This is a genomic window from Desulfovermiculus halophilus DSM 18834, from assembly GCF_000620765.1.
GTDB classification, from domain to species: domain Bacteria; phylum Desulfobacterota; class Desulfovibrionia; order Desulfovibrionales; family Desulfothermaceae; genus Desulfovermiculus; species Desulfovermiculus halophilus.
The window spans coordinates 1-19,053 of record NZ_JIAK01000035.1 but is presented as its reverse complement, the minus strand read 5'-3'; the positions used below and the strand labels follow the sequence as shown (position 1 = coordinate 19,053).

Below are 19,053 nucleotides of genomic sequence, written 5' to 3'. Positions count from 1 at the left end.
TTAAGTTTTAAGTTGAAAGTTTTAAGTGAAATCAAATAGTTGTAAATTTTAATTTGTGCGTTTAACCCCAGTCTTCGACTTTTTGCAGTTGAGTCAATTCAAGGAAATACAGATGGTTGTTCCTGTGGTTGAAGGCAAGAACGCTGAGGCTGTTTAAAATTCAATTCTTAGAAGCCCCAATTTGGACCTGAAATGTTCACCCCATGAAATCTCTTCTCATTTCATCGGGGGGCATTTTAAGGCCAAAAAACGGCCCAATTTTGAGCACATTTATCATTAATTCAGTGGGTTGGTTAGGTCCGACCCCAGCCCATGGAATCCATAACAATCCCACCCGGGCCGAGTACAAGCTCCAGGGCAGGAGCATGGAGATCGGGCTTGCCCGGTACGTGCAGGAGGTTGGTGGGTAGGGCCAGGAGGAAAAGGAAGAAAGCCCACCGCCGAGGCGCAGAGGGCGCGGAGAAGGGGGCTGAGCTCTGCAGGAAAAGCCTCTGCGTACTCAGCGTCTCTGCGGTGCAAGGAGGGATTGGATATGGAATATAAGAATGAACCCGCTTTTATCAACCGCCAGGAAGAGATCACTTATATCCAAAAGTGGCTCGAAGAAAGCCCGAAGTATATCCTTTTCTTCTACGGCCCCAAATCCAGCGGCAAGACCACGCTCATCTATAAGGTTGTATATGAACATCTGAGCGACGAAAACACGTTCTCGGTCAAGCTCTTCAATCTGCGCGAAGTGCTGCTGGTCAACTACGAGGATTTCCTGCAGCGATTTTTCCAGCTCGAGGACCAGGAGGAAAAGGGCACAGCCGAGACCAGGCAGTACAACCTGCGGGTCTTTCGGTATACGGTTCAGACCCAGCAAAAGATCCGCGAGCGGCAGCTGGATCCCTTTGACGTCATGAAGGCCGAGCTTAAAGATTTAAACGCCCAGGGGATCCAGCCGGTCATTATCATCGACGAACTGCAGGCCCTGGAGTCCATCTATTTCAATTCCCAGCGGGAGCTGATCAAGGAGCTGATCAATTTCTTTGTGGCCATGACCAAGGAGAGCCACTTGTGCCATGTGCTTTTGTCCAGCTCGGACGGGTATTTCATCGAAAAGTTGTACAACGACAGCAAGCTCAGGAAAACTGCCAAGCTCTTTGAGATCGATTATTTGCCCCGGGAAGATATTGTGTACTGGTTGAACAACCTGGACAAGGAATCCAATATCCGCGAGTTTACGTTGAACAGCTCGCAGATCGAATATATCTGGGAGCATTTCGGGGGCAGCATCTGGGAGATCTCCGCTTTGCTGGGGGATCTTCTGCGCAGCGCTCACAACGGAGCGATACCAGATACAGTTTTGGAAAACGCTGCTGAGCGCTATCTGCTCCAGGCCAAAAGCTATTACGAGGAATATGCCGGCTTGGACGACGCCAAAGCCGAACTCTTGCGGGAGATCAACACCCATGTCCAGGCCAAGGGCTATGTCAAGGAACACCAGCTGCGGCGGCTTTTGGAGCAAGGCCATTATCCTGACCGGGAGACATTGCTGGAGGAGTTGAACAACCTGGTGCGCAACAATTTTCTCTACTACAATCCCACCCGGGCCGAGTACAAGCTCCAGGGCAGGAGCATGGAGATCGGGCTTGCCCGGTACGTGCAGGAGGTGTAAGGGGGCGGGGGCGCCGCTGGTCACGCAGAGCGTGGTGTACACGGACCAGGGATTCGGGGGCAGCGGGTCCATTTCCCAGCCCACAATCCCGCGGTGATCGATGGCTTGGACCTCACAGAGGAGCGCATCCGCTTGTTTGCCGTTGATCGGGACAATACCGGGCACAGTCAAGCCCGCAGGGCCCATCTGCCCCCCGAACTGGCGGACATGTCCAAGCAGAAGGATTGGCCCCTTTCCAGGCTGTGGACGCTGCTCTGGGGTGACGAGATAATATTGACTCCCCCCGTTTCCACCTGGAGTAACCGAAACCGAAAATCGCTAGCGAGGTTCAGCCACGCAATGTGGCTGCCGATACAAAAAACAATGTCACAGGCGGTTTGATGCTCAAGAGAATCTGGTACAAAACCTGGCCCAAGCTGGCTGTGACATTGTGCGGGGTGGCGCTGTACCTGGCAGCCATCACAGTAGAAGGGCAAACAGAGCATTTGAGCAGTCTGTTGACCAGCATATCCGCAGCCCTTGTCGCGGTTCCGGTGATGGTTGTTGCTTATGACTTCTGGCAGGAACGCAGTAACAGACAGCTCAACCAGGAACCCTTTGGATATGATGGATTATGACCAGGGTAGAATAGCACCCTTATAGGGATTTTGTATGTCGCAAGATACTCCAATTATAATCAATCCGACGCTCTCTACCGAGGCAAGGTCGTTTAAAAATATCGATGAGGTGGTGCACCAGGATGCACTGCAAGCGCTTGCCGGTATCGTTGGTCGTATTTATCAACGAATCCCCGAGTTGGATGGGGGCGAGCACCCGTCATCTTTTTCCAAGACCCGGACCCATGAGACAATTGCCGTTTTTGGACAGCGGGGGGCGGGGAAGTCCACATTTTTGCTTACGGCAATGGATCTTTTGGCGAATGGGAAACATCCATTCACCGGAAACCAGGATATATTCCACAAGATCCAGCCGTTAGGGGTTATTGATCCCACCATGCTCGGCAACAACGAGCATATTTTGCTGACGATTCTGCAACGTATAGTTGCCTGCGTTGAGGACATGCGCCAGAAACAATCTTTTCCTGGTCATGGCCTTGGCGAAGACAGGGCCTATGAGGCGTGGCGCGATGAGCTGTTGGGGTTGGCCAAAGGCCTCAAAATCATTGGCGAAGGTGAAGACAGCGGCAAGCCACGTGAGTTTTGCTGGGACGATGCGCAATTTTATCTGGACCAGCATTTGGAAGCCACCCAGCATGGTGGCGCGCTGGAGGCGAAATTCCATGCCTTTGTCCAGCAAAGTGCGAAACTGATCAACAAAGAGGCTTTTGTGCTGGCCTTGGATGATGTGGATATCAAGCCGTCCACGGGGTGGCATGTGCTGGAGGTGATCCGCAAGTACTTGACCACGCCCAGGCTCATGGTCCTGCTTTCCGGGGACAGCAATCTCTATTCGCTATTGATCCGCAAGGAGCAGAACAAGGCTTTTGCCTTGCAAGAATTGAATCAACTTCCTGAGGGGTTACGGGATTCTTATCAGCGAGATATTGCTGCCTTGCTGCCCAGTCTGGAAGAGCAATACTTACAAAAGATATTCAACCCCCTCAACCAGATTGAACTCCCGTCTCTGGGATATTATCTGGCCCGAAAGAAACAGATTTCCATTGTTCGAGGCGCGGGCAGAGATACTGACTCATTTTCTGATTTCATTGAACAACTCTGCACACAAAAGCTGTACTTGTTTCGGGCCGATCAGCGGCAACAGGTGCAGGCTTTACTCTCTGGCTTGCCCATACGCTCCATAATCCGGATTTTGGAAGTAGCTTATCAAGAAGAGGGGCCGCATAAGCTGGACCTGTTCAAATTGGCCAGTGTGTTTTCCACCGCTGTGCATCGGATGGGGTTTTCTTTGCCTGAACTGGAAAATATCGGTTCCAAGCCGGCCTTGCATGACCTTGTACGCAATCTGTATAGGGCCGGAGTATTCAGGCAGGGGGTGCATCTGGAAGCGGACCAGACAGACGAAAAGCATAATACAGCCCTTTTGACCCTTGGCGGGCTGTATGCAGAGGCGGTGGGCCAGAAGCCGGGATATGCCCTGCAATATATGCTGCGCGCTGCTCTGCCCCAGCAAATATTTATCAATTATTTCCCCACTCGTTTTGATGAGCTGTTCGATTATTTGCAAACGGCCCGGGATCAGGCCGATATGCATGTGTCCCGCCGGATAACCGGCGCTGTACGAAGCGAGATTGGAACCAATCGGCCCATGTGGGCCGGCACCCTGCAGGTGTATTCCGAGAGCAAGCGCAATGAAGCTTCACAGCTCTTTCGCGTCCTGTATCCTGAGCAATCCGCAAAAGACAAGAATTCCGATGTTCCCCAAGCCCGTGATGTGGAATTGCAAAATTTTGCAAGGATAACAGGCCCTTCAGGATTGCAAAAGAATTTGAAAATAAAGCGTTACGTCAACACAGTGGGGTCATTGCAAGAATCTATTGAATCCTGGCACAAGAAATGCGTCACATTGCCTTTTGTTACCTTATTGGACCAGGGCAGTGCGTATCCTTGTGCCTCTATTTACCATCTTTTGGGGTGCCTTTCGGATCTTGTCTCCAGTCAGGAGCTACGCCAGACTTTTGATACCCTCTCTCATTTGCGGACCTATCCCACCTTGCGCAGTAGGGACCAGGGGCGAGAAGACTCGCACCGCGAGCCACCAAAGAAAAAGACCAAGCCGGAAACCGAGGCAGAAGAAGTAGATATTATCAACCGCGAACTCTTTAACGACTGGCCAGGGATTAAAGAGAATTTCCTCGTCTTGCTGCAGACCTGGCAGGCGAAATGGGAAACTGTAGAACTCAAATACTACCCCAGCCTCTACGCCCGTATAGCCAACCGCCTTTTTTACACCTTGCTGTCCATAGAAGAGACCCTGCAAGGGAAAAATGTCTACCCCGGGACATATATCCATCGGTCTCTGGCTGCATTTTTTAATGCCGTCCTGGTCGAGGAGGCCCTGGCTCAGGGGACAAACAAAGCCCTTGACCCCCGCAATCCCGTGACCTCGGATGCAACATTGATCCGCAATATGGCCCGGGCCGGCTTGCTTCAAGACGCCCAGATTCTGGGCGACAATGCCCCGCATATCTCCCAGCTGGAACAATTTGCCCCAGAGATGCGGGATATTACGGTCAGCAAAGATCAGATGGGTGATGACTATCAGGAAGGGGCTCCAAACCTGCCGCTTTTTCAGCTCACATTTTCCTGCCCCTTATGGGGCCTTTTTCTGTATCCGCCCTATGGCAATCTGGACCAAATACTGTCCTCCTTCAGCCTTTTCAATCAGCATGTTCTCCAGGTGCAAAAAGATTGTCCAAGCGGTTGGTATACGGATGTGCTGTGTGTGAGTTATAAGGGCGAAGTCCAATTTCCGAATCTGTATACACCGTTGCAGTCGGTTCCCATAGTGCGTGGGGATTAGGTATGCACAAGGAGCGTGGGCAAGCTGTTGGGCCGCAGGATGTATGGGTAGCTTTTTTTGCCAACCCCGCCCTTTTACAGACCTATTGCCGGGCAAAAGGCAGGATTCCTCCCTGGGAAGCGATTCAGGAAGATGTGCTCCTCCACTTGCGACGGCAACACTCCGCCTTGCCTGAGCATCTGATCTCTCCTTGGGTGGATCGGGAGTTTGCCAAGCAGCGCATGAGCCCGGGGCAATATGTACGACAGGTTCTCGTCCACATGGCACAGGAGTATGTGGCCTGGGAGCCCGGGCGCGGCCCTTATGTACGCAATACCCGATTGCCGATGTGGCAGGATTTGCTGACCCATTTTCCGCCGGCTGTGCTGCTGGCCGTCTCTGCGTTTCAGGCCCAAAAGAGTGTCGACAAGCAAAGCGTCAGCGTTCGCAATGAACTCACCCAGGCTGTGCAGGCTTCCACCCTGCCCACGGTCCAGGACGCTTTCTTCGATGCCCTGGTCGCGGACAAGGGGGTGCACGATATGCACGTGCACATAAGCGGTGTGCCGGAAGCGGATGTGGTTTGGCAGGCGGCTCTGCTCAACCCGGGGGTTGTGCATGCGCAGGTGGCTGACAAGTGGCGAAAGCGCGCCAATCGCGATCTGTTTCGAAGCCAAGGCATCGAACGGCCTTTTGAGATCCTGCGCCTGCTCCGTTTGGCCCGCTACCTTCGCTTGCGTTTGCAGCAAGCCGTGGCTTGCCTGCAGGACAAGGCCGGCAGAGCAGAACGTGCCGGGGACTCGTTCAGTGAACGGGGAATCTGTGAAGAAATACACAGCATCCTGCGTACTGGACGCGATCCAGAATGCACGCGATCCTTTGGCCGTAGAAGTGGCCAACACAAGGGCAGGCCTGACGCCATTGTGCTCCTGGCCGAGGAAACAGGGCTTTGGTTTGACCTTTTGCCTTGGCTGGAGCAAAGCCCGCGTGTTTTGGGCTTCCTGGCCCATTTTTATCTCCTTGTGCGCTGCTGGTTCAGCCGCTTCCTGGTGCTGGGCCGCACATCGGTGGGGTTTTCCAGCTTTGCCCAGATTGCCGGAAGTCCGCTGCGGGAGCTGGTGGAAAAGGATTACGCGCTCATATTGCGGCAACTGCAAGGCCAGGGTGGGTTGACGAGCGCCTGCTGTGAACTCCGGTTTGCGCCCAAAGGCTCAGCCCGTGATATCGCTAGGCGGGTGGCAGAGATCAGCCGGGCCTGGGAAATGCACCACCAAGCCCACAAAACCGCTAGGGAAAGCTCGAAAAGCAAAGGCTGGCAGGAAAGCGCCGAGCCTTGCCCGGGGTTGCAGCTCACGGCGCACTTGATCAAAAGCGATGCAGAGGGCAAAAACAGCTTTTGTCGCCATCAAGCCCAGCGTGTGCGGAACCTGCAAACAGCCCGGGCCATAGTGGGCGCCCGGAAAATTTCCCAGCAGGCGTATCACACGATATGCCGCGTGGATGCAGCCGCCAATGAAATGGATACTCTGCCCGAGGCCTTTGCCCCGGCTTTCCGATTGCTGCGCGCCTCCGGGCTCAACAGGTTTACCTACCATGTGGGCGAAGATTTTAGCCATCTGCTCTCCGGGCTGCGGAGCATTGACGAGGCGGTGACATTTCTGGAGCTGGGCTCTGGGGACCGGTTGGGCCATGCCACCGCCCTGGGGATGGAGCCCGGTCTTTGGAGGCAGCGGGTCGGACCGCAGGTGGCCTGTGCGCAAGGCGAATGGCTGGACGATTTGATCTGGCTGGATTGTATGCTCCTGGATTTGCCCCACGATGGCGATTTGGAACGGAAGCTCCACGATCAGATCAAGGTGCTGTACCGCAGGGTGTATGGTCGATGCGCCCCGGACAGAGATGTGCTCCACCATGCGTGGAGGATGCGCAAATTGGATCCCTTTGCCGAGTTCAGCGAATCGCCATTGGCTTCGCGGTGGTCACGGGCTGAAGTGGCGTTGATGCACGAAAAGAAGAGGTCGCCAAGGGCTTGGCAGGAGTTCAAAAAATACCACGCGCCAGCCTTCAGGCAGGAATATGCCAAGTATTGCCTTGTGGATACTGCCTGGATTGCCGATCAGACCATCAAAGCGCTGCAGGATGCGCTGGTGCGAAAGATTGATGAGCGTAAAATGTGCATTGAAGCCATGCCCACAAGCAACCTGTGCATCAGCGCTTACGCGGATTATTCAGAACACCACGCCCTGCGTTGGCTCATGGACGATACGCGGCCGAGGCCGATGTTCGCCCTTGGATCAGATGATCCCGGGGTCTTTCACACTAGCATCAGAAACGAATACCTGCACCTTGCTCAGGCCGGGCAGGAAAATGGCTACGATACCGCAGCAGTGTACCGGCGCTTGGGCGAGGTGAACCGCGTTGGGTTGCGACTTGGGGGGCAAAGGTAGCCAGGTGTTTTGGGGAACAATGGGGCAAGTGCATGGCGAAAAATATAATTTTGGTTTCGCATTACGAAAATCCTGTGACTGGAGCGCATTATAGATTTGATCGTTTAGTTCGGCGATTTCTGGAAAATGATTTTAATGTCATTTGGCTCTCGCCAGTGAGAGAAGAGTATAGGGATTTCAAAAATGTACAATGGCTGAGGCCGCTCGAAAGAATTTTTTTTCTTCCAGCCCAGATAAAGCAGCTTTTTTCTGCTGTGCGTCCGGACCCAAATGGGGCCTACGCCGCTGTGATTCCCAAATGGTTTGCAGCCATGCTGGGGCAAGAGCCGGTGTATATCAATGGAGACGGGGAAACATCCCGGGACTTCTGCTATATCGAAAACTGCATCCAGGCCAACCTCCTGGCCGCAACCACCCAGAATCCAGAGGCGGTGAACCAGGTCTACAACGTGGCCTTTGGCCAGCGAACCACGTTAAATGAGTTGTTCACCCTCATTCGGTATCGCGTGCAAGCCCTGCGGCCTGATATGAAGATTGCAGATCCAGTGTACCGCGACTTCCGCCCCGGCGACGTCCGACATTCTTTGGCAGATATCAGCAAGGCTGAAAGCCTGATTGGGTATAAGCCCAGTTATTCAGTCCGGGATGGGTTGGATGAGGCAACTCAGTGGTACGTGCATAAATTGGCACCTCAGAGCTGATAGCAGATAGCGAATAACCGATAGCTGTAGTGCTTATTAGCTCTGATTGTTTGTAATTTGGAGCTTGAAGTTTCTAATTTTGATGAATGGTATGTGGAGAATTTGGGGTAAGGATTGTCATTATAGTGACGATGAACAAATTACAATTACAACGAACTGATCTCTAGGGTTCTCGGCCCTTGCACCTCGGCCCTTGGCCCTGGACTCTGATAACCGATAACCGATAGCAATAGTGCTTTTTAGCTCTGATTGTTTGTAATTTGGAACTTGAGTTTTGTGATTTCATCAATGGTATGTGGAAAATTTAAGCGGTGGCAGATAATCAGGCGCTTTCCGCCTCCCGCTTCCCAAACGAATCACAAAGCAAGAAGAACGAAAAACGACGAACGGAAAACATGCCCAACACAACAGCCACCACACACCCACTCACCTTGGCCAGACTTCAGACCTTTTTGTCCCGCACATACAAAAGCAAGTTCGTGCGCAATGTGGCTGTGGTGGCGTCCGGTACTGCTGGGGCACAAGCCATAACTACGGCTTTTTCCCCGATCATCACTCGTTTGTATGGTCCGGAAGCATTTGGGCTGCTGGGCACATTCATGGCTATTGTGGCTGTTGTCACCCCTATCGCTGCCTTGTCTTATCCCATTGCAATTGTTCTGCCCAAGGAAGACTCAGATGCCAGGGCCATCGCCAAACTCTCCGCGCTCCTGGCCGGGAGCATCGCTCTAATTTTGGTCCTGACCTTGTGGCTGGCCGGGGATTGGCTAGCCGACCTGCTTCGGGTTCAGGAGATTCGATCTTTTTTATGGCTTATCCCGCTGGTCGTTGTATGTTCTGCGTTTATGCAGATCGTTCAGCAATGGCTGATCCGCAAGAAACAATTTCGAGTCACTGCCCGGGCAGCGGTTTTGAATGCTCTGGTTATCAATGTCTTGAAATCAGGGTTCGGATTGCTCAGGCCAATTGCCGCTGTCTTGATCGGTCTGACAGCCGTTGGCAACGGCATCCATGCAGGTTTGTTGGCGTTCGGAGCCAAAAAATATGAACGCGAATACCAATCGGAAAGGACTGGAGAGCGACGGCCGATTTCCCTGTGGGCTGTGGCCAAGCAGCATTACGATTTCCCCTTGTATCGGGCGCCACAGGTATTTATTAACGCCCTTTCGCAAAGCCTGCCGGTTCTGATGTTGGCTGCGTTTTTCGGGCCTGCTTCGGCGGGATTTTACGCCCTGTGCCGTCGTTTGCTGGGCCTGCCTTCCCAACTTATCGGTAAGTCCGTTGGCGATGTGTTTTATCCCCGGATTACGGAAGCGGCCCATAATGGAGAGAACCTGACCTGCCTTCTTGTGAAGGCAACGCTAGCATTAGCCGCAGTGGGGATTTTTCCTTTTGGGATTGTTGTTGCCTTTGGGCCTTTGCTGTTTGGCTTTGTGTTTGGAGCGGAATGGGTTGTCGCAGGCGAATATGCGCGGTGGCTGGCGCTGTGGATGTATTTAGCGTTTATTAATCGTCCAAGTGTGGTTTCAATCCCAGTTATGAATCTACAAGGCCAATTTCTTAAGTATGAATTAGTAAGTGTCATTTTGCGCTTATCTGCTCTAGCAATTGGTTTTTTTGTCTTTCAAGTTGATATTTTCGCAATAATAATATTTTCAATGATGGGCGTTTTATTGAATGTGTACTTAATTTTCATGACTATATGCAAAAGTAAATCTCAGTGACTTTTATGTACCAATAAATAAGTTTCGAATTTAAAATAAGATATATAGATAGTCGATTTTATGTTGATTATATAAATTTAAGTTATTGAGGCAATGCTTGCTGAATATCTTAAGAAATTAGTTTCTGGTGAGGTCTAAGCATGAGTGATTTATATATAGACTTTAGGCCAAAGAATGAAAGGCCTCTTGATAATGTTTCAAGAAAAATGCGTTACTTTGAAGATATGAATGTATCTATATACAATGCTGAGGGATATGGTGTTACTTCATCTAGGCCTGACAATATAGACATATGGGGCTCGTGCATAGCTGAAGGCGGAGATATTTATATAGCTTTGGCTGGTCGGCTAGCGCTTGATGATGTTGAGTGGAAGATTGCAAAGTCAGTACCCGCTGAGGGTGGGCTTGCTACAAGATATATTTATTCACTTTATAAAAAATATGGGATCGAATGCTTTAAAAAATTAAATGGAAACTATGTTGTAGCTATATTTGATGATTTAAATAAGCGTTGTCACGTTGGTATAGACCGATCGGGTATGTGCTTGGCTTTTATGCCGGTTGGGCAAGAAAACTCGATTGCATTAAGTAGCCACCCGGATCTTCTTGCATCTACCGTATCTGGATTAGATTCATTTGATTACGATTCGATGGCAGAATTTGTTGCAAAGGGAAACGTGTCTTTCCCTAATACGTATTACAAACACATCAAAGCATTAGAGTATGGTGCAATCTATACATTTGACTATGGTCAATACCCCGCTCAGGTAGCTGATTATCAAAAATATTTTGAGTTTAGTTTTTCTATAAACCAACAAGAAACTGAATGGGATTGCGCAGAAAGATTGTCGCATGGCTTTCAGAAATCCTTGAATAGACGGGTCAACGATGTTTCTGGAAGGACTGCTGTTTCTTTGAGCGGTGGGTTGGACTCGCGCACTGTTTTATGTTCGATTAAGAACAAGCAAAATGTGTTTGCTTTTTCATTTTTTGATGAACAAAATTTAGAGTTTAAAACGGCAAAAGCGATAGCAGATAAAAACAAAGTCGATCTAGCCCCCTTAAAAAGAGATTTTGATTTCTATGGCAATGCCATGGAAAAAGGGGCTGCAATTTCAGGAGGCATGAGCAACTTAAATAACAATCATTTTTTAGGCTTTCGCGATTATATCGTTCAAAATAATGTCGACACCATAATCGCAGGTTTTTATTGCGATTATCTTTTTAAATCATTAACAATAGACAAGAATAAAAACAAATTTACGATGCTCGAAAGTCTAGGAGATTTTAAGTATCAGAGCTATACGCCACTGTATTTGGATATATTAAGCAGCGAATATGGGCAATCTGTCCAGTATCGTCTTGATAGTCAAATTCCAGATGAATTGAAAAAAGATGAGTCAAACGAAGCTCGCCTCGAAAGGGCGCACAGAAGAATTTTTCCTTTTTATTATGAGCCGGACAGCTCTGAAACAACAATACCTCAGAGGACTATGGGCTGGAGCCTGCCTATTGTCGATAACGATATTTTGGATGTGTATCAAACAATACCTCCGCAGTTTAAGCTAAATGCATCAGTTGCTTCAAAGGCTGCCTATCTCAGCTGTGGCGATGATTTGAAACAAATTATGAATACGAATACATACATGCCCGTTTGTTCAGGTCCAGTTCGGACTTCTGTAGGTTTGAATCTTAAGAGGTTACGTAAAAAGATTAGAGCTAAAAATCCTAAAAGCCTAGCTACTGATGGATCCTGGCCAAATAGAGACTATTATATTCGAAACAGTATTAAGGTGCGAAGTCTTTTTGATGAAACAGACAATGGTTCATATCCAATAATCAATACAATTTTAGCAGTCAAGGTTGATAACTTTGATGATTTATTAATTTATCAGAGTGAAGCTATTTACAGATTATTAACTTTAAAAATTTGGATTGAGAATCGCATTAAATAAACTTTTATGCCCATTGTTTTTAAACACGTTCTGCTGAGGATGTTCCTTCGATCTACATCTGGCTCAGCACATCAGGAATTCCTGCCACCCTGTTCGGCATCGTTGTCGGCTTACAGGCTGGTCCTGCGCAGGGAGATGGGAACCGTCGAATGGATGCAGGAATTTCGGAGTTGGGCGGCGGCGGTCATCAGCGTGATGGCCAGGGCTGAGTACGCTACGAGCCTGGCATCGCTATCGACAACAGACCGTGCTGCCTGGCGAGCAGAATTGTCCGCTTTCGCGGATCAGGGACGGCTTTACCTTCCCAATATTAGGCGCGACGAGTACGGGCAGCACAAGCCGCGCGCGAATCAGGGCTACCGCAGCGCGGTGTTGGATCCTGTCGTAGCCGCTGTTCAGGTCCTGAGCGACCAAGATTATGATGAATCCGCATATTTAAATGCCTTGCGCAAGCATTTTGTCTCCCAAATCAGCCTGGTTCTCAGGCCGGAAAAGTATAACGCCAAGCTTGCCCGCCAGTTGGCCTCAACCTACCGGAGTGACGACAAAAATGACGATCCTTTGGATCCGCACACGGTCCCGGCGGGCAGCGAAGCGCTGTTGCAGAAAATCTCCGAGGTTTTGTAAGCCAAGTCGAATGGGTGTTCAGCTGATCCTTGATTAGTGGCATGAAAAAGTGATGGAACCGCAGATAAGGCAGATCGCCGCTAATACAAATCTTTACTGCAAAAGCAGTGGATGAATATGAATCAACTAATGCGACCTGCACACAGAATTCGGGACCCCATATACGGCTATATCTGGCTGACCGATGCTGAACTGAAAATCATTGATACTCCGATTTTCCAGCGTTTGCGCAGAATCGGGCAACTCGCATTGACCAAGTATGTTTACCCTACAGCTGAGCATTCCAGGTTTGTGCACTCTCTCGGGGTTTTGCAGGCTGCCACGAACATTTTTGAAGAGGTCCTGCGTTTCAATCCGGAACTCAGGGAAGGCGGTAAAAACGACCTGCAGCAGGATCTTCAATTACTTCGATTTGCCGCTTTGCTGCATGATATCGGGCATATGCCGTTTTCCCATGCTGCTGAAAAGTTTTTCCTTGGAGAAGATATCTCCCACGAAGATATCGGCAAATACATTATTCAAAATTGTACAGAAATATCCAATGAAATCCAAAAGCAAAATATTTCACCGAATGCCGTAGCCAACCTTTTGAAAGGAAAGCAGACGCAGGCCCTTGCGATTTTGAAAAAATTCATTTCCGATGAATTTGATGCTGACAGGGCTGATTTTCTGTTAAGGGACTCATACTTCTGCGGGGTAAAATACGGAGAGTACGATTATATCCGCTATGCAGGCTCCTTCAGGCTTATTGACAACGAAGAAGGGGAAAAGGCTTTTGCGATTGAAAAGGGCAATCTCCATGCGGTGGAGGCTTTTCTGCTTGCCCGGTATCACTATTACCTGCAGGTACCTTATCACAGGACAAGAAAGGGCTACGACATTGTGCTTGAACGATACTTCCGGGATTTAACAGAGCGGAATCATTTGCCGGATGCCGGTGTGAAAGCCGATAAGTCCAATCCGGAAATTGATTTTGAAAGGTTCCAGTTCTTTGATGATTACACAATTTTTGAGCAGATCAAGAAGGATATGGACAGGGGAAATCCGTGGGCGAAAATACTTATGCGCCAGGATCGTCTTCATCCCATATTTGATACGGAAAAGGAATCAGAAGGAAATGAAAATGATTTCCTTGACCTTCAGGAAGAGCTTGACAGTGCAGGTTTAAAAAAGGACCAGGATTATTTCACTTTTGACAAAAAAGTTGAGGTGCATAAAATTCTGGAGAAATCCGATGAAAAAGGAGAAAGTGTTTATCCGGTGGTGGACAAAAACAACGATTACAAAATGATCGGCTCTATACTCGACCATTCATCTCTTCTGGAATCCACCCGTAAAAAACCCGCGCACCTCAGGCGGATCTATGTAACCACATTTTCCAAGCCCATGGCAGAAAAAGCCCTGTCCAACTTCACACAAAGAATTGAAGCCCGCCGGAAAAGGAAAAAAGAGGGAGAATCATGAAAAATTCAGATTATACCCGGTCCGCATTCAAGCATGTTCTTGCATGGCTTAAAAACAAAAATATGCAGACCTCCAAGATTGCCATGCAAAAAGTCCTTTTTTACCTGCAGGAAAAAGGACTCTCCTTGCGCCTGGATTTTGAACCGTATTCCTACGGACCGTTTTCCCGGCAGGTAATGGAGATAGCATCGGAGCTGCAAAGTGATGGTGAAATCATTGTGGGCAGAACGGATTACACCCCCGGGTCGAAGTTCGCCGATACCCTGCCTGAAGAAGGCAGGCGGGAAGTGAATGCGCATCTTGAACGGTTCTGCGAACTGCTCGGTCATGATTTCAGCTTTGACAACCTGGAACTCTGCGGAACAGTCCTTTACTGCATCCAGGCCCTGCAGGAAAACGGCCTGGAGGCGGACAGGGATTCGGTGATCCATGAGGTTGAGCAATGGAAGGGCAAAAAATACGCAAGATCCGCCATAAACGCCGCATATGACGCCCTGGCGGAGGAATTTGTGAATACCGGCTGCTAACAGATTCGGCTTGGTCATCACAGAAGCATTAGCGGGCGGGAGTTTCATTGTTAAAGTTGAAAAACAGGATGATAGAAACAACCCCCCGGGAGAAACGTTGCAACAGAAGAAAGAACAAATACCAGGAAATGAGCAGGTATTTCAACAGTGCCCTGTAAAATAAGCGAGGGATGTGATCCCACAAAAGCAGCCGCAGTAACTCTCATTTGTTTTATGTTTTTATGAGATCGGAGCTAAAGCCGAACAAAGACGAATTCACAGAAACGAGAAGGGTTAAAATACCGTGTATGCGTTATACAGAATCCGCTTGCTGCTTACAGAGCTGATTTTGCGGGCAAAAATGCCGCTCTAAAGGACAAAAACAGCCTTTTGGTGAATATATTTGATGATATTTAAAAATGTTATGCGGGTCCGACCCCATCCCAAACCAAAACCAAGCTGAATTGACAGGGGTTTTATTAATGTGTATGTTTATACACATAAGGAGGTGTATTATGCGCACCAATATTGTCTTAGATGATGAACTCGTGGAAGAAGCCATGAAGATCAGCGGGGCCAGAACCAAAAGGGAGCTGATCGCAGACGCGTTAAGGGAGTATGTAAAAACCCGCAAGCGGATGAACCTTATGGACCTGGACGGAAAGGTGGATTTCAGCGAGAACTATGATTACAAGAGCCTGCGTGAAGAACAGTGATTCTCGTTGACACCTCAGTATTGACCGACTTTTTTAAGGGGGCGGGCAGCGGCCCGGCCGACCGGTTGAGGGAGATACTTGCCAGCCGGACACCTTTTGGCATCTCTTCGGTGATCTACCAGGAAATATTACAAGGCGCCAAAACGGAAAAAGAATATATACTGCTACGAGATTATCTTTCCACGCAGCGATTCTTCCACCCGCGGGATCCTGTAAAGTCCTACGAGGAGGCAGCCCTTATATATTTTGAATGCAGGAAAAAAGGCGTTACTGTCCGCAGCACGATCGATTGCCTGATTGCCCAGACCGCCCTGGAACAGAATCTGCTGCTGCTTCACAATGACAGGGATTTTGATGCCATGGCGCCTGTTATCGGACTGCGGGTATACAGGTAATTGTACCGCTGACGATACGATACAGGATGCCACGAGCTGTGCCATTCAGCTTAAAACCGGAATAACGGAATTACTCCGAATGAAAAGGCATATTAAATACTGGGTCGATTCAGCGGATCATGATCTTGATGTTGCCGAATCACTTTTTGAAAACGCTAAATATGACTGGTGCTTATTCATTGCCCATCTGGTGCTGGAAAAAACAATGAAAGGTCTTTATGTACAGTACAAAAAGGATTTCCCTCCCCGCATCCATGATTTGGTGAGATTAAGTCAAATTATTGGGCTGGACATTGATGAAGATACCCTGGAATTTCTTGATTCTGTGAATACTTTTAATATATCAACCAGATATCCTGACGAAAAGTTAAGATTTTACAAGTTGTGCACCAAAGATTTCGCGGCTGAAAATTTTGCCCGAATCAAGGAGATCAGAAAATGGATTCTGCAAAAGATACATCAGTGAATACAGCCCGACTGTTCATTGATTCCCTGCGTGAGTCCGGAATTGATGTATCCGAAGCATATCTGTTTGGCTCGGTTGCCAAAGGATCAACCGACAAGGACAGCGACATCGACCTGGCGGTGGTATCGAGGGATTTTCAGGGTATAAGATACCATGACATAAAAAAAATCAGCAAACATAGAAGGAAAGTGGACTCGCGACTTGAGATTCATCCTTTTTCCAGGCAGGAAGTGGAGCAGGATCCGCCGCAATTTTTTCTTAAAATCAAGCAGGATGGTGTGCGTATTTGACGGGTGACAGGTGACTGAAGATGGTGACGAGTTACGGGTGACAGGTGAAAAGGAAGGTGGGACTACACCCCCCGCTCCCCACTCCCCACTCCCCACTCCCCACTTCCCACTCCCCACTCGTCACTCATCACCTTCGTCCCCGACCGCCCCGGCCACGACCTGCGCTACGCCATTGACGACACCCGCATCCGCTCGGAAGGGGGGTGAAGTCATGAAAATCTATTATGACCAGGAAGTGGATGCTGCCTATTTGCGGCTGTCTGAAGAAACGCCGACTGGTGTTGTTGAGGTTTCCGAAAAAGTGAACCTGGATCTCACGGATGACGGTAAGATTGTGGGAATTGCAATTCTCAATGTGTCTCAAAATTTTCCCCTCCAATCGCTCGTTACGTGTGAATTCGAGCCGAAACTGATGGCCGGTGTTTCCCGACTGTGCAAGACAGAAGAAGGAAACCCTTTGTGTCAATGTATGTGTGATAGCTGCTCTTTGAGGACTTCAGCAACACCGCCTGCAGGAGACCAAAGCAAGAAAAGAGGATGCAACCGCAGATCACGCGGATTGGCGCAGATTGGCGCTGATAAAGGCAACATAATTTCAAAATCGGCACACAAAAGGTGAACTGAACATGAAACAATTGTGCTGGATATCCTTCGACCTTGGCGTGAAAGGGGATTATGAGGGCCTGTATTCCTGGCTCGATACTTGTGGAGCGAAAGAATGCGGGACAAGTACAGCGGCACTGCACTTTGAATGGCAGTCTGATTTTCTAGCAGAATTGAAAGAGGACCTGGAGGTCAATGTCGAACTGTCCAAGCATGACCGGGTGTATGTCATATGGCGTGAAGAGACCAAAATGAAGGGGCGCTTTATCTTTGGCCAGCGCAAGGCCGCGCCGTGGTCAGGGTACGGGGTGCAGCAGCCGCAGGTCGATGAGGAAGAAATCTAGTCATGGCCCAGCGCCTTTTACTGGACACCGGCTTCTGGTTCGCGCTGTATGATTCCGGGGATACATACCACAGGCAAGCATTGGAAGTAGCCGATTTCCTTGATGTCCACGGGTTGGTGGTGCCGTGGCCTACCCTCTATGAAACCTTGAATACGCGGCTTGCACGCAGACGCACTGCAATGCAGCGTTTCGCGCATCTGCTGGCCGGCCCGAATGTGCATTTGCTCCCAGACGAGGACTATCGCGATGCTGCTTTGGAAGCAGTCTGTTCACCGTCAGGTCCCCATCGCGCATTGAGCTTAGTGGATGCCGTTTTGCGACTGGTGGTGGCCGATACCAATGTCCAAATAGACGCCCTGATCACCTTTAATCCCGGTGATTTTTCGGATGTCTGTCAAAAAGCCGGTGTAGAGGTCTTTCCGTAAAGCGGGCCTGCTAAGCGGGTCGCTCGTGGACAAGACAGGCTCCATTCTGAGGAGGCCGATGTGCTGAAAAAGCTCGAGCTGCACAATATGACCGTGTTTCAAGAAGCGGATTTTGCCCTTTCCCCGGGCCTGAACGTGGTTATTGGGGAAAATGCCAGCGGCAAGACCCATTTCCTGAAGGCCGGGTATTGTGTCGCCGCAACGCTGGCGCCCAGCGGAAAGCAGCAAGCGGGGGACATTCCCTCCAAAGCCTTTTTGCAAAGCGCCCTCGCCGAGAAGCTGGTCAACGTCTTTCGTCCGGAAAACCTGATAAACATTTAAATTTTATTGTTTTATACTTCTTTGATGGCCGTTTTTATTGACTATCTTGACTCCCTTCCCCAGTTCATAGCTGAAGGGGTCGTAAGTCTGATCTCCACAGCGGCTGCTGGGTTGATTATTGCCTTTGTAGCTACATTTTATCTAAAGAAGCGGGATGAAAGGACTCGGGTTGCGGGGGTTGTCTTGGAGAAGAGGGTTAATTGCGGGCAGGAGATTCTGTTCTATCTGGAGAGGCTATCTTATCACAGGCAGATGTATAGCGACAAGGAACAGGAATGGTATGAGCTTTTGCAAAGCTATGACCTGACACTTCCACATGGCCGTTTGCTGCAATACTCAGATGTTTTTAGCAGTTACGACCAGTTCCAGGATTTTTTCAAAGGGCTCGAGGAGACTATTACCAGAAACAAGCTTTGGATGGACAAAAAGGTTCGATTTCATCTTTCTTTGATGCAGGGGTACTTTGCCCAGATCAATGCGTATTTACTCGCTATGACCAGAATTCCCCTGCCTGAAGACAAGCAATTGTCTGATGAAGAGTTCAAAGAACTGGCTTCTATCCTCCTGCTTCAAATTGGAATTACGTTGGACCATGAGGTGAATGGCCTGCTCGCTCACTTGGAAACCTTGATTGTAGACTCGGTTTACAAGCTGCACCTCAAACGTCCAAGAAAAAGCCTGACCAGAAACGGTATGTTCAACATGGACATGATAAGGATTGCCAAGACACTGGAGCGCAAGACGCTTTGGGGAACCAATAAAGAGAAATACTTTGCCCTTTTGCTTTCACAAATATGTGCATACAAGAGTGTAGATCTTAGTGAGAGCGATTTTGAGAACATGATAAAATCTGTATTTGCTGAAGCATAGAGAGAATCTACAAGATTAAATGTGGATCGGCGCAGATATATAATCAGGATCAGCGAAGATCAGCGCGATCAGCGGTTAAA

The 19,053-nt window shown here is 49.2% G+C and carries 18 protein-coding genes and 1 pseudogene; all 19 read left to right on the top strand.

Features of this window, described 5'->3' with window-relative positions:
• Positions 1-532: 532 nt before the first annotated feature.
• The 19 genes and pseudogenes from N902_RS18875 (at position 533) to N902_RS0113025 (ending at position 18,973) form a co-directional block, all read left to right on the top strand.
• Positions 533-1,660 carry an ATP-binding protein gene (locus tag N902_RS18875; RefSeq protein ID WP_051564585.1) on the top strand — a complete coding sequence of 376 codons (1,128 nt, stop codon included), beginning with the start codon at positions 533-535 and terminating at the stop codon, positions 1,658-1,660.
• 380 nt (positions 1,661-2,040) lie between these two features.
• Positions 2,041-2,277 (top strand): hypothetical protein, encoded by a 237-nt coding sequence (locus N902_RS0113105; protein ID WP_027371290.1) that lies wholly within the window; start codon positions 2,041-2,043, stop codon positions 2,275-2,277.
• Positions 2,278-2,311: 34 nt separating this feature from the next.
• Positions 2,312-5,140, top strand: a complete 2,829-nt coding sequence (locus N902_RS0113100) for a hypothetical protein (protein ID WP_153304218.1) — start codon at positions 2,312-2,314, stop codon at positions 5,138-5,140.
• 2 nt (positions 5,141-5,142) lie between these two features.
• Positions 5,143-7,566, top strand: coding sequence for an amidohydrolase family protein (locus N902_RS0113095; protein ID WP_027371288.1), 2,424 nt, complete (start codon positions 5,143-5,145; stop codon positions 7,564-7,566).
• A 257-nt stretch (positions 7,567-7,823) separates the two neighbouring features.
• Positions 7,824-8,267, top strand: a pseudogene (locus N902_RS17885) (GDP-mannose 4,6-dehydratase); the annotation flags it as partial.
• A gap of 311 nt (positions 8,268-8,578) precedes the next feature.
• Positions 8,579-9,991: a lipopolysaccharide biosynthesis protein gene (locus tag N902_RS0113085; RefSeq protein WP_208596332.1), complete on the top strand. Its 1,413-nt coding sequence runs from the start codon at positions 8,579-8,581 to the stop codon at positions 9,989-9,991.
• Positions 9,992-10,131: 140 nt separating this feature from the next.
• Entirely contained in the window at positions 10,132-11,946 is a 1,815-nt protein-coding gene (locus tag N902_RS0113080; RefSeq protein ID WP_153304217.1) for an asparagine synthetase B family protein, read from the top strand.
• A 135-nt stretch (positions 11,947-12,081) separates the two neighbouring features.
• On the top strand, positions 12,082-12,573 hold the full coding sequence (locus N902_RS0113075) for a hypothetical protein (RefSeq protein WP_153304216.1): 492 nt from the start codon (positions 12,082-12,084) through the stop codon (positions 12,571-12,573).
• A 117-nt stretch (positions 12,574-12,690) separates the two neighbouring features.
• Positions 12,691-14,037 carry an HD domain-containing protein gene (locus tag N902_RS0113070; RefSeq protein WP_161635191.1) on the top strand — a complete coding sequence of 449 codons (1,347 nt, stop codon included), beginning with the start codon at positions 12,691-12,693 and terminating at the stop codon, positions 14,035-14,037.
• Positions 14,034-14,564: a hypothetical protein gene (locus tag N902_RS0113065; RefSeq protein WP_027371283.1), complete on the top strand. Its 531-nt coding sequence runs from the start codon at positions 14,034-14,036 to the stop codon at positions 14,562-14,564. Before N902_RS0113070 ends, N902_RS0113065 begins: the two co-directional genes overlap by 4 nt.
• Before the next feature lie 494 nt (positions 14,565-15,058).
• Positions 15,059-15,259 (top strand): type II toxin-antitoxin system VapB family antitoxin, encoded by a 201-nt coding sequence (locus N902_RS0113060; protein ID WP_027371282.1) that lies wholly within the window; start codon positions 15,059-15,061, stop codon positions 15,257-15,259.
• The gene (gene vapC / locus N902_RS0113055) at positions 15,256-15,654 is read left to right on the top strand and encodes a type II toxin-antitoxin system VapC family toxin (RefSeq protein ID WP_027371281.1); all 399 of its coding nucleotides are present in this window, start codon (positions 15,256-15,258) and stop codon (positions 15,652-15,654) included. Before N902_RS0113060 ends, vapC begins: the two co-directional genes overlap by 4 nt.
• Before the next feature lie 79 nt (positions 15,655-15,733).
• Positions 15,734-16,120 (top strand): HEPN domain-containing protein, encoded by a 387-nt coding sequence (locus N902_RS0113050; protein ID WP_034622848.1) that lies wholly within the window; start codon positions 15,734-15,736, stop codon positions 16,118-16,120.
• Entirely contained in the window at positions 16,093-16,410 is a 318-nt protein-coding gene (locus tag N902_RS0113045) for a nucleotidyltransferase domain-containing protein (protein WP_027371279.1), read from the top strand. Before N902_RS0113050 ends, N902_RS0113045 begins: the two co-directional genes overlap by 28 nt.
• A 211-nt stretch (positions 16,411-16,621) precedes the next feature.
• Positions 16,622-17,029 carry a DUF2283 domain-containing protein gene (locus tag N902_RS19415; RefSeq protein WP_084288368.1) on the top strand — a complete coding sequence of 136 codons (408 nt, stop codon included), beginning with the start codon at positions 16,622-16,624 and terminating at the stop codon, positions 17,027-17,029.
• A 7-nt stretch (positions 17,030-17,036) separates the two neighbouring features.
• Positions 17,037-17,357 carry a hypothetical protein gene (locus N902_RS0113040; protein ID WP_027371278.1) on the top strand — a complete coding sequence of 107 codons (321 nt, stop codon included), beginning with the start codon at positions 17,037-17,039 and terminating at the stop codon, positions 17,355-17,357.
• 2 nt (positions 17,358-17,359) lie between these two features.
• Positions 17,360-17,782 (top strand): type II toxin-antitoxin system VapC family toxin, encoded by a 423-nt coding sequence (locus tag N902_RS0113035; RefSeq protein ID WP_027371277.1) that lies wholly within the window; start codon positions 17,360-17,362, stop codon positions 17,780-17,782.
• Between the two features lie 60 nt (positions 17,783-17,842).
• Complete coding sequence (locus N902_RS0113030) at positions 17,843-18,103, top strand: AAA family ATPase (protein ID WP_027371276.1); 261 nt, start codon at positions 17,843-17,845, stop codon at positions 18,101-18,103.
• A 24-nt stretch (positions 18,104-18,127) separates the two neighbouring features.
• Positions 18,128-18,973 (top strand): hypothetical protein, encoded by an 846-nt coding sequence (locus N902_RS0113025; protein ID WP_027371275.1) that lies wholly within the window; start codon positions 18,128-18,130, stop codon positions 18,971-18,973.
• Positions 18,974-19,053: the final 80 nt, after the last annotated feature.

Bases quoted from the DNA above. Each gene is read 5' to 3' on its own strand.
- N902_RS18875 (WP_051564585.1), top strand. From the start codon at position 533: ATGGAATATAAGAATGAACCCGCTTTTATCAACCGCCAGGAAGAGATC.
- N902_RS0113105 (WP_027371290.1), top strand. From the start codon at position 2,041: ATGCTCAAGAGAATCTGGTACAAAACCTGGCCCAAGCTGGCTGTGACA.
- N902_RS0113100 (WP_153304218.1), top strand. From the start codon at position 2,312: ATGTCGCAAGATACTCCAATTATAATCAATCCGACGCTCTCTACCGAG.
- N902_RS0113095 (WP_027371288.1), top strand. From the start codon at position 5,143: ATGCACAAGGAGCGTGGGCAAGCTGTTGGGCCGCAGGATGTATGGGTA.
- N902_RS0113080 (WP_153304217.1), top strand. From the start codon at position 10,132: ATGAGTGATTTATATATAGACTTTAGGCCAAAGAATGAAAGGCCTCTT.
- N902_RS0113075 (WP_153304216.1), top strand. From the start codon at position 12,082: ATGGGAACCGTCGAATGGATGCAGGAATTTCGGAGTTGGGCGGCGGCG.
- N902_RS0113070 (WP_161635191.1), top strand. From the start codon at position 12,691: ATGAATCAACTAATGCGACCTGCACACAGAATTCGGGACCCCATATAC.
- N902_RS0113065 (WP_027371283.1), top strand. From the start codon at position 14,034: ATGAAAAATTCAGATTATACCCGGTCCGCATTCAAGCATGTTCTTGCA.
- N902_RS0113060 (WP_027371282.1), top strand. From the start codon at position 15,059: ATGCGCACCAATATTGTCTTAGATGATGAACTCGTGGAAGAAGCCATG.
- N902_RS0113050 (WP_034622848.1), top strand. From the start codon at position 15,734: ATGAAAAGGCATATTAAATACTGGGTCGATTCAGCGGATCATGATCTT.
- N902_RS0113045 (WP_027371279.1), top strand. From the start codon at position 16,093: ATGGATTCTGCAAAAGATACATCAGTGAATACAGCCCGACTGTTCATT.
- N902_RS19415 (WP_084288368.1), top strand. From the start codon at position 16,622: ATGAAAATCTATTATGACCAGGAAGTGGATGCTGCCTATTTGCGGCTG.
- N902_RS0113040 (WP_027371278.1), top strand. From the start codon at position 17,037: ATGAAACAATTGTGCTGGATATCCTTCGACCTTGGCGTGAAAGGGGAT.
- N902_RS0113035 (WP_027371277.1), top strand. From the start codon at position 17,360: ATGGCCCAGCGCCTTTTACTGGACACCGGCTTCTGGTTCGCGCTGTAT.
- N902_RS0113025 (WP_027371275.1), top strand. From the start codon at position 18,128: ATGGCCGTTTTTATTGACTATCTTGACTCCCTTCCCCAGTTCATAGCT.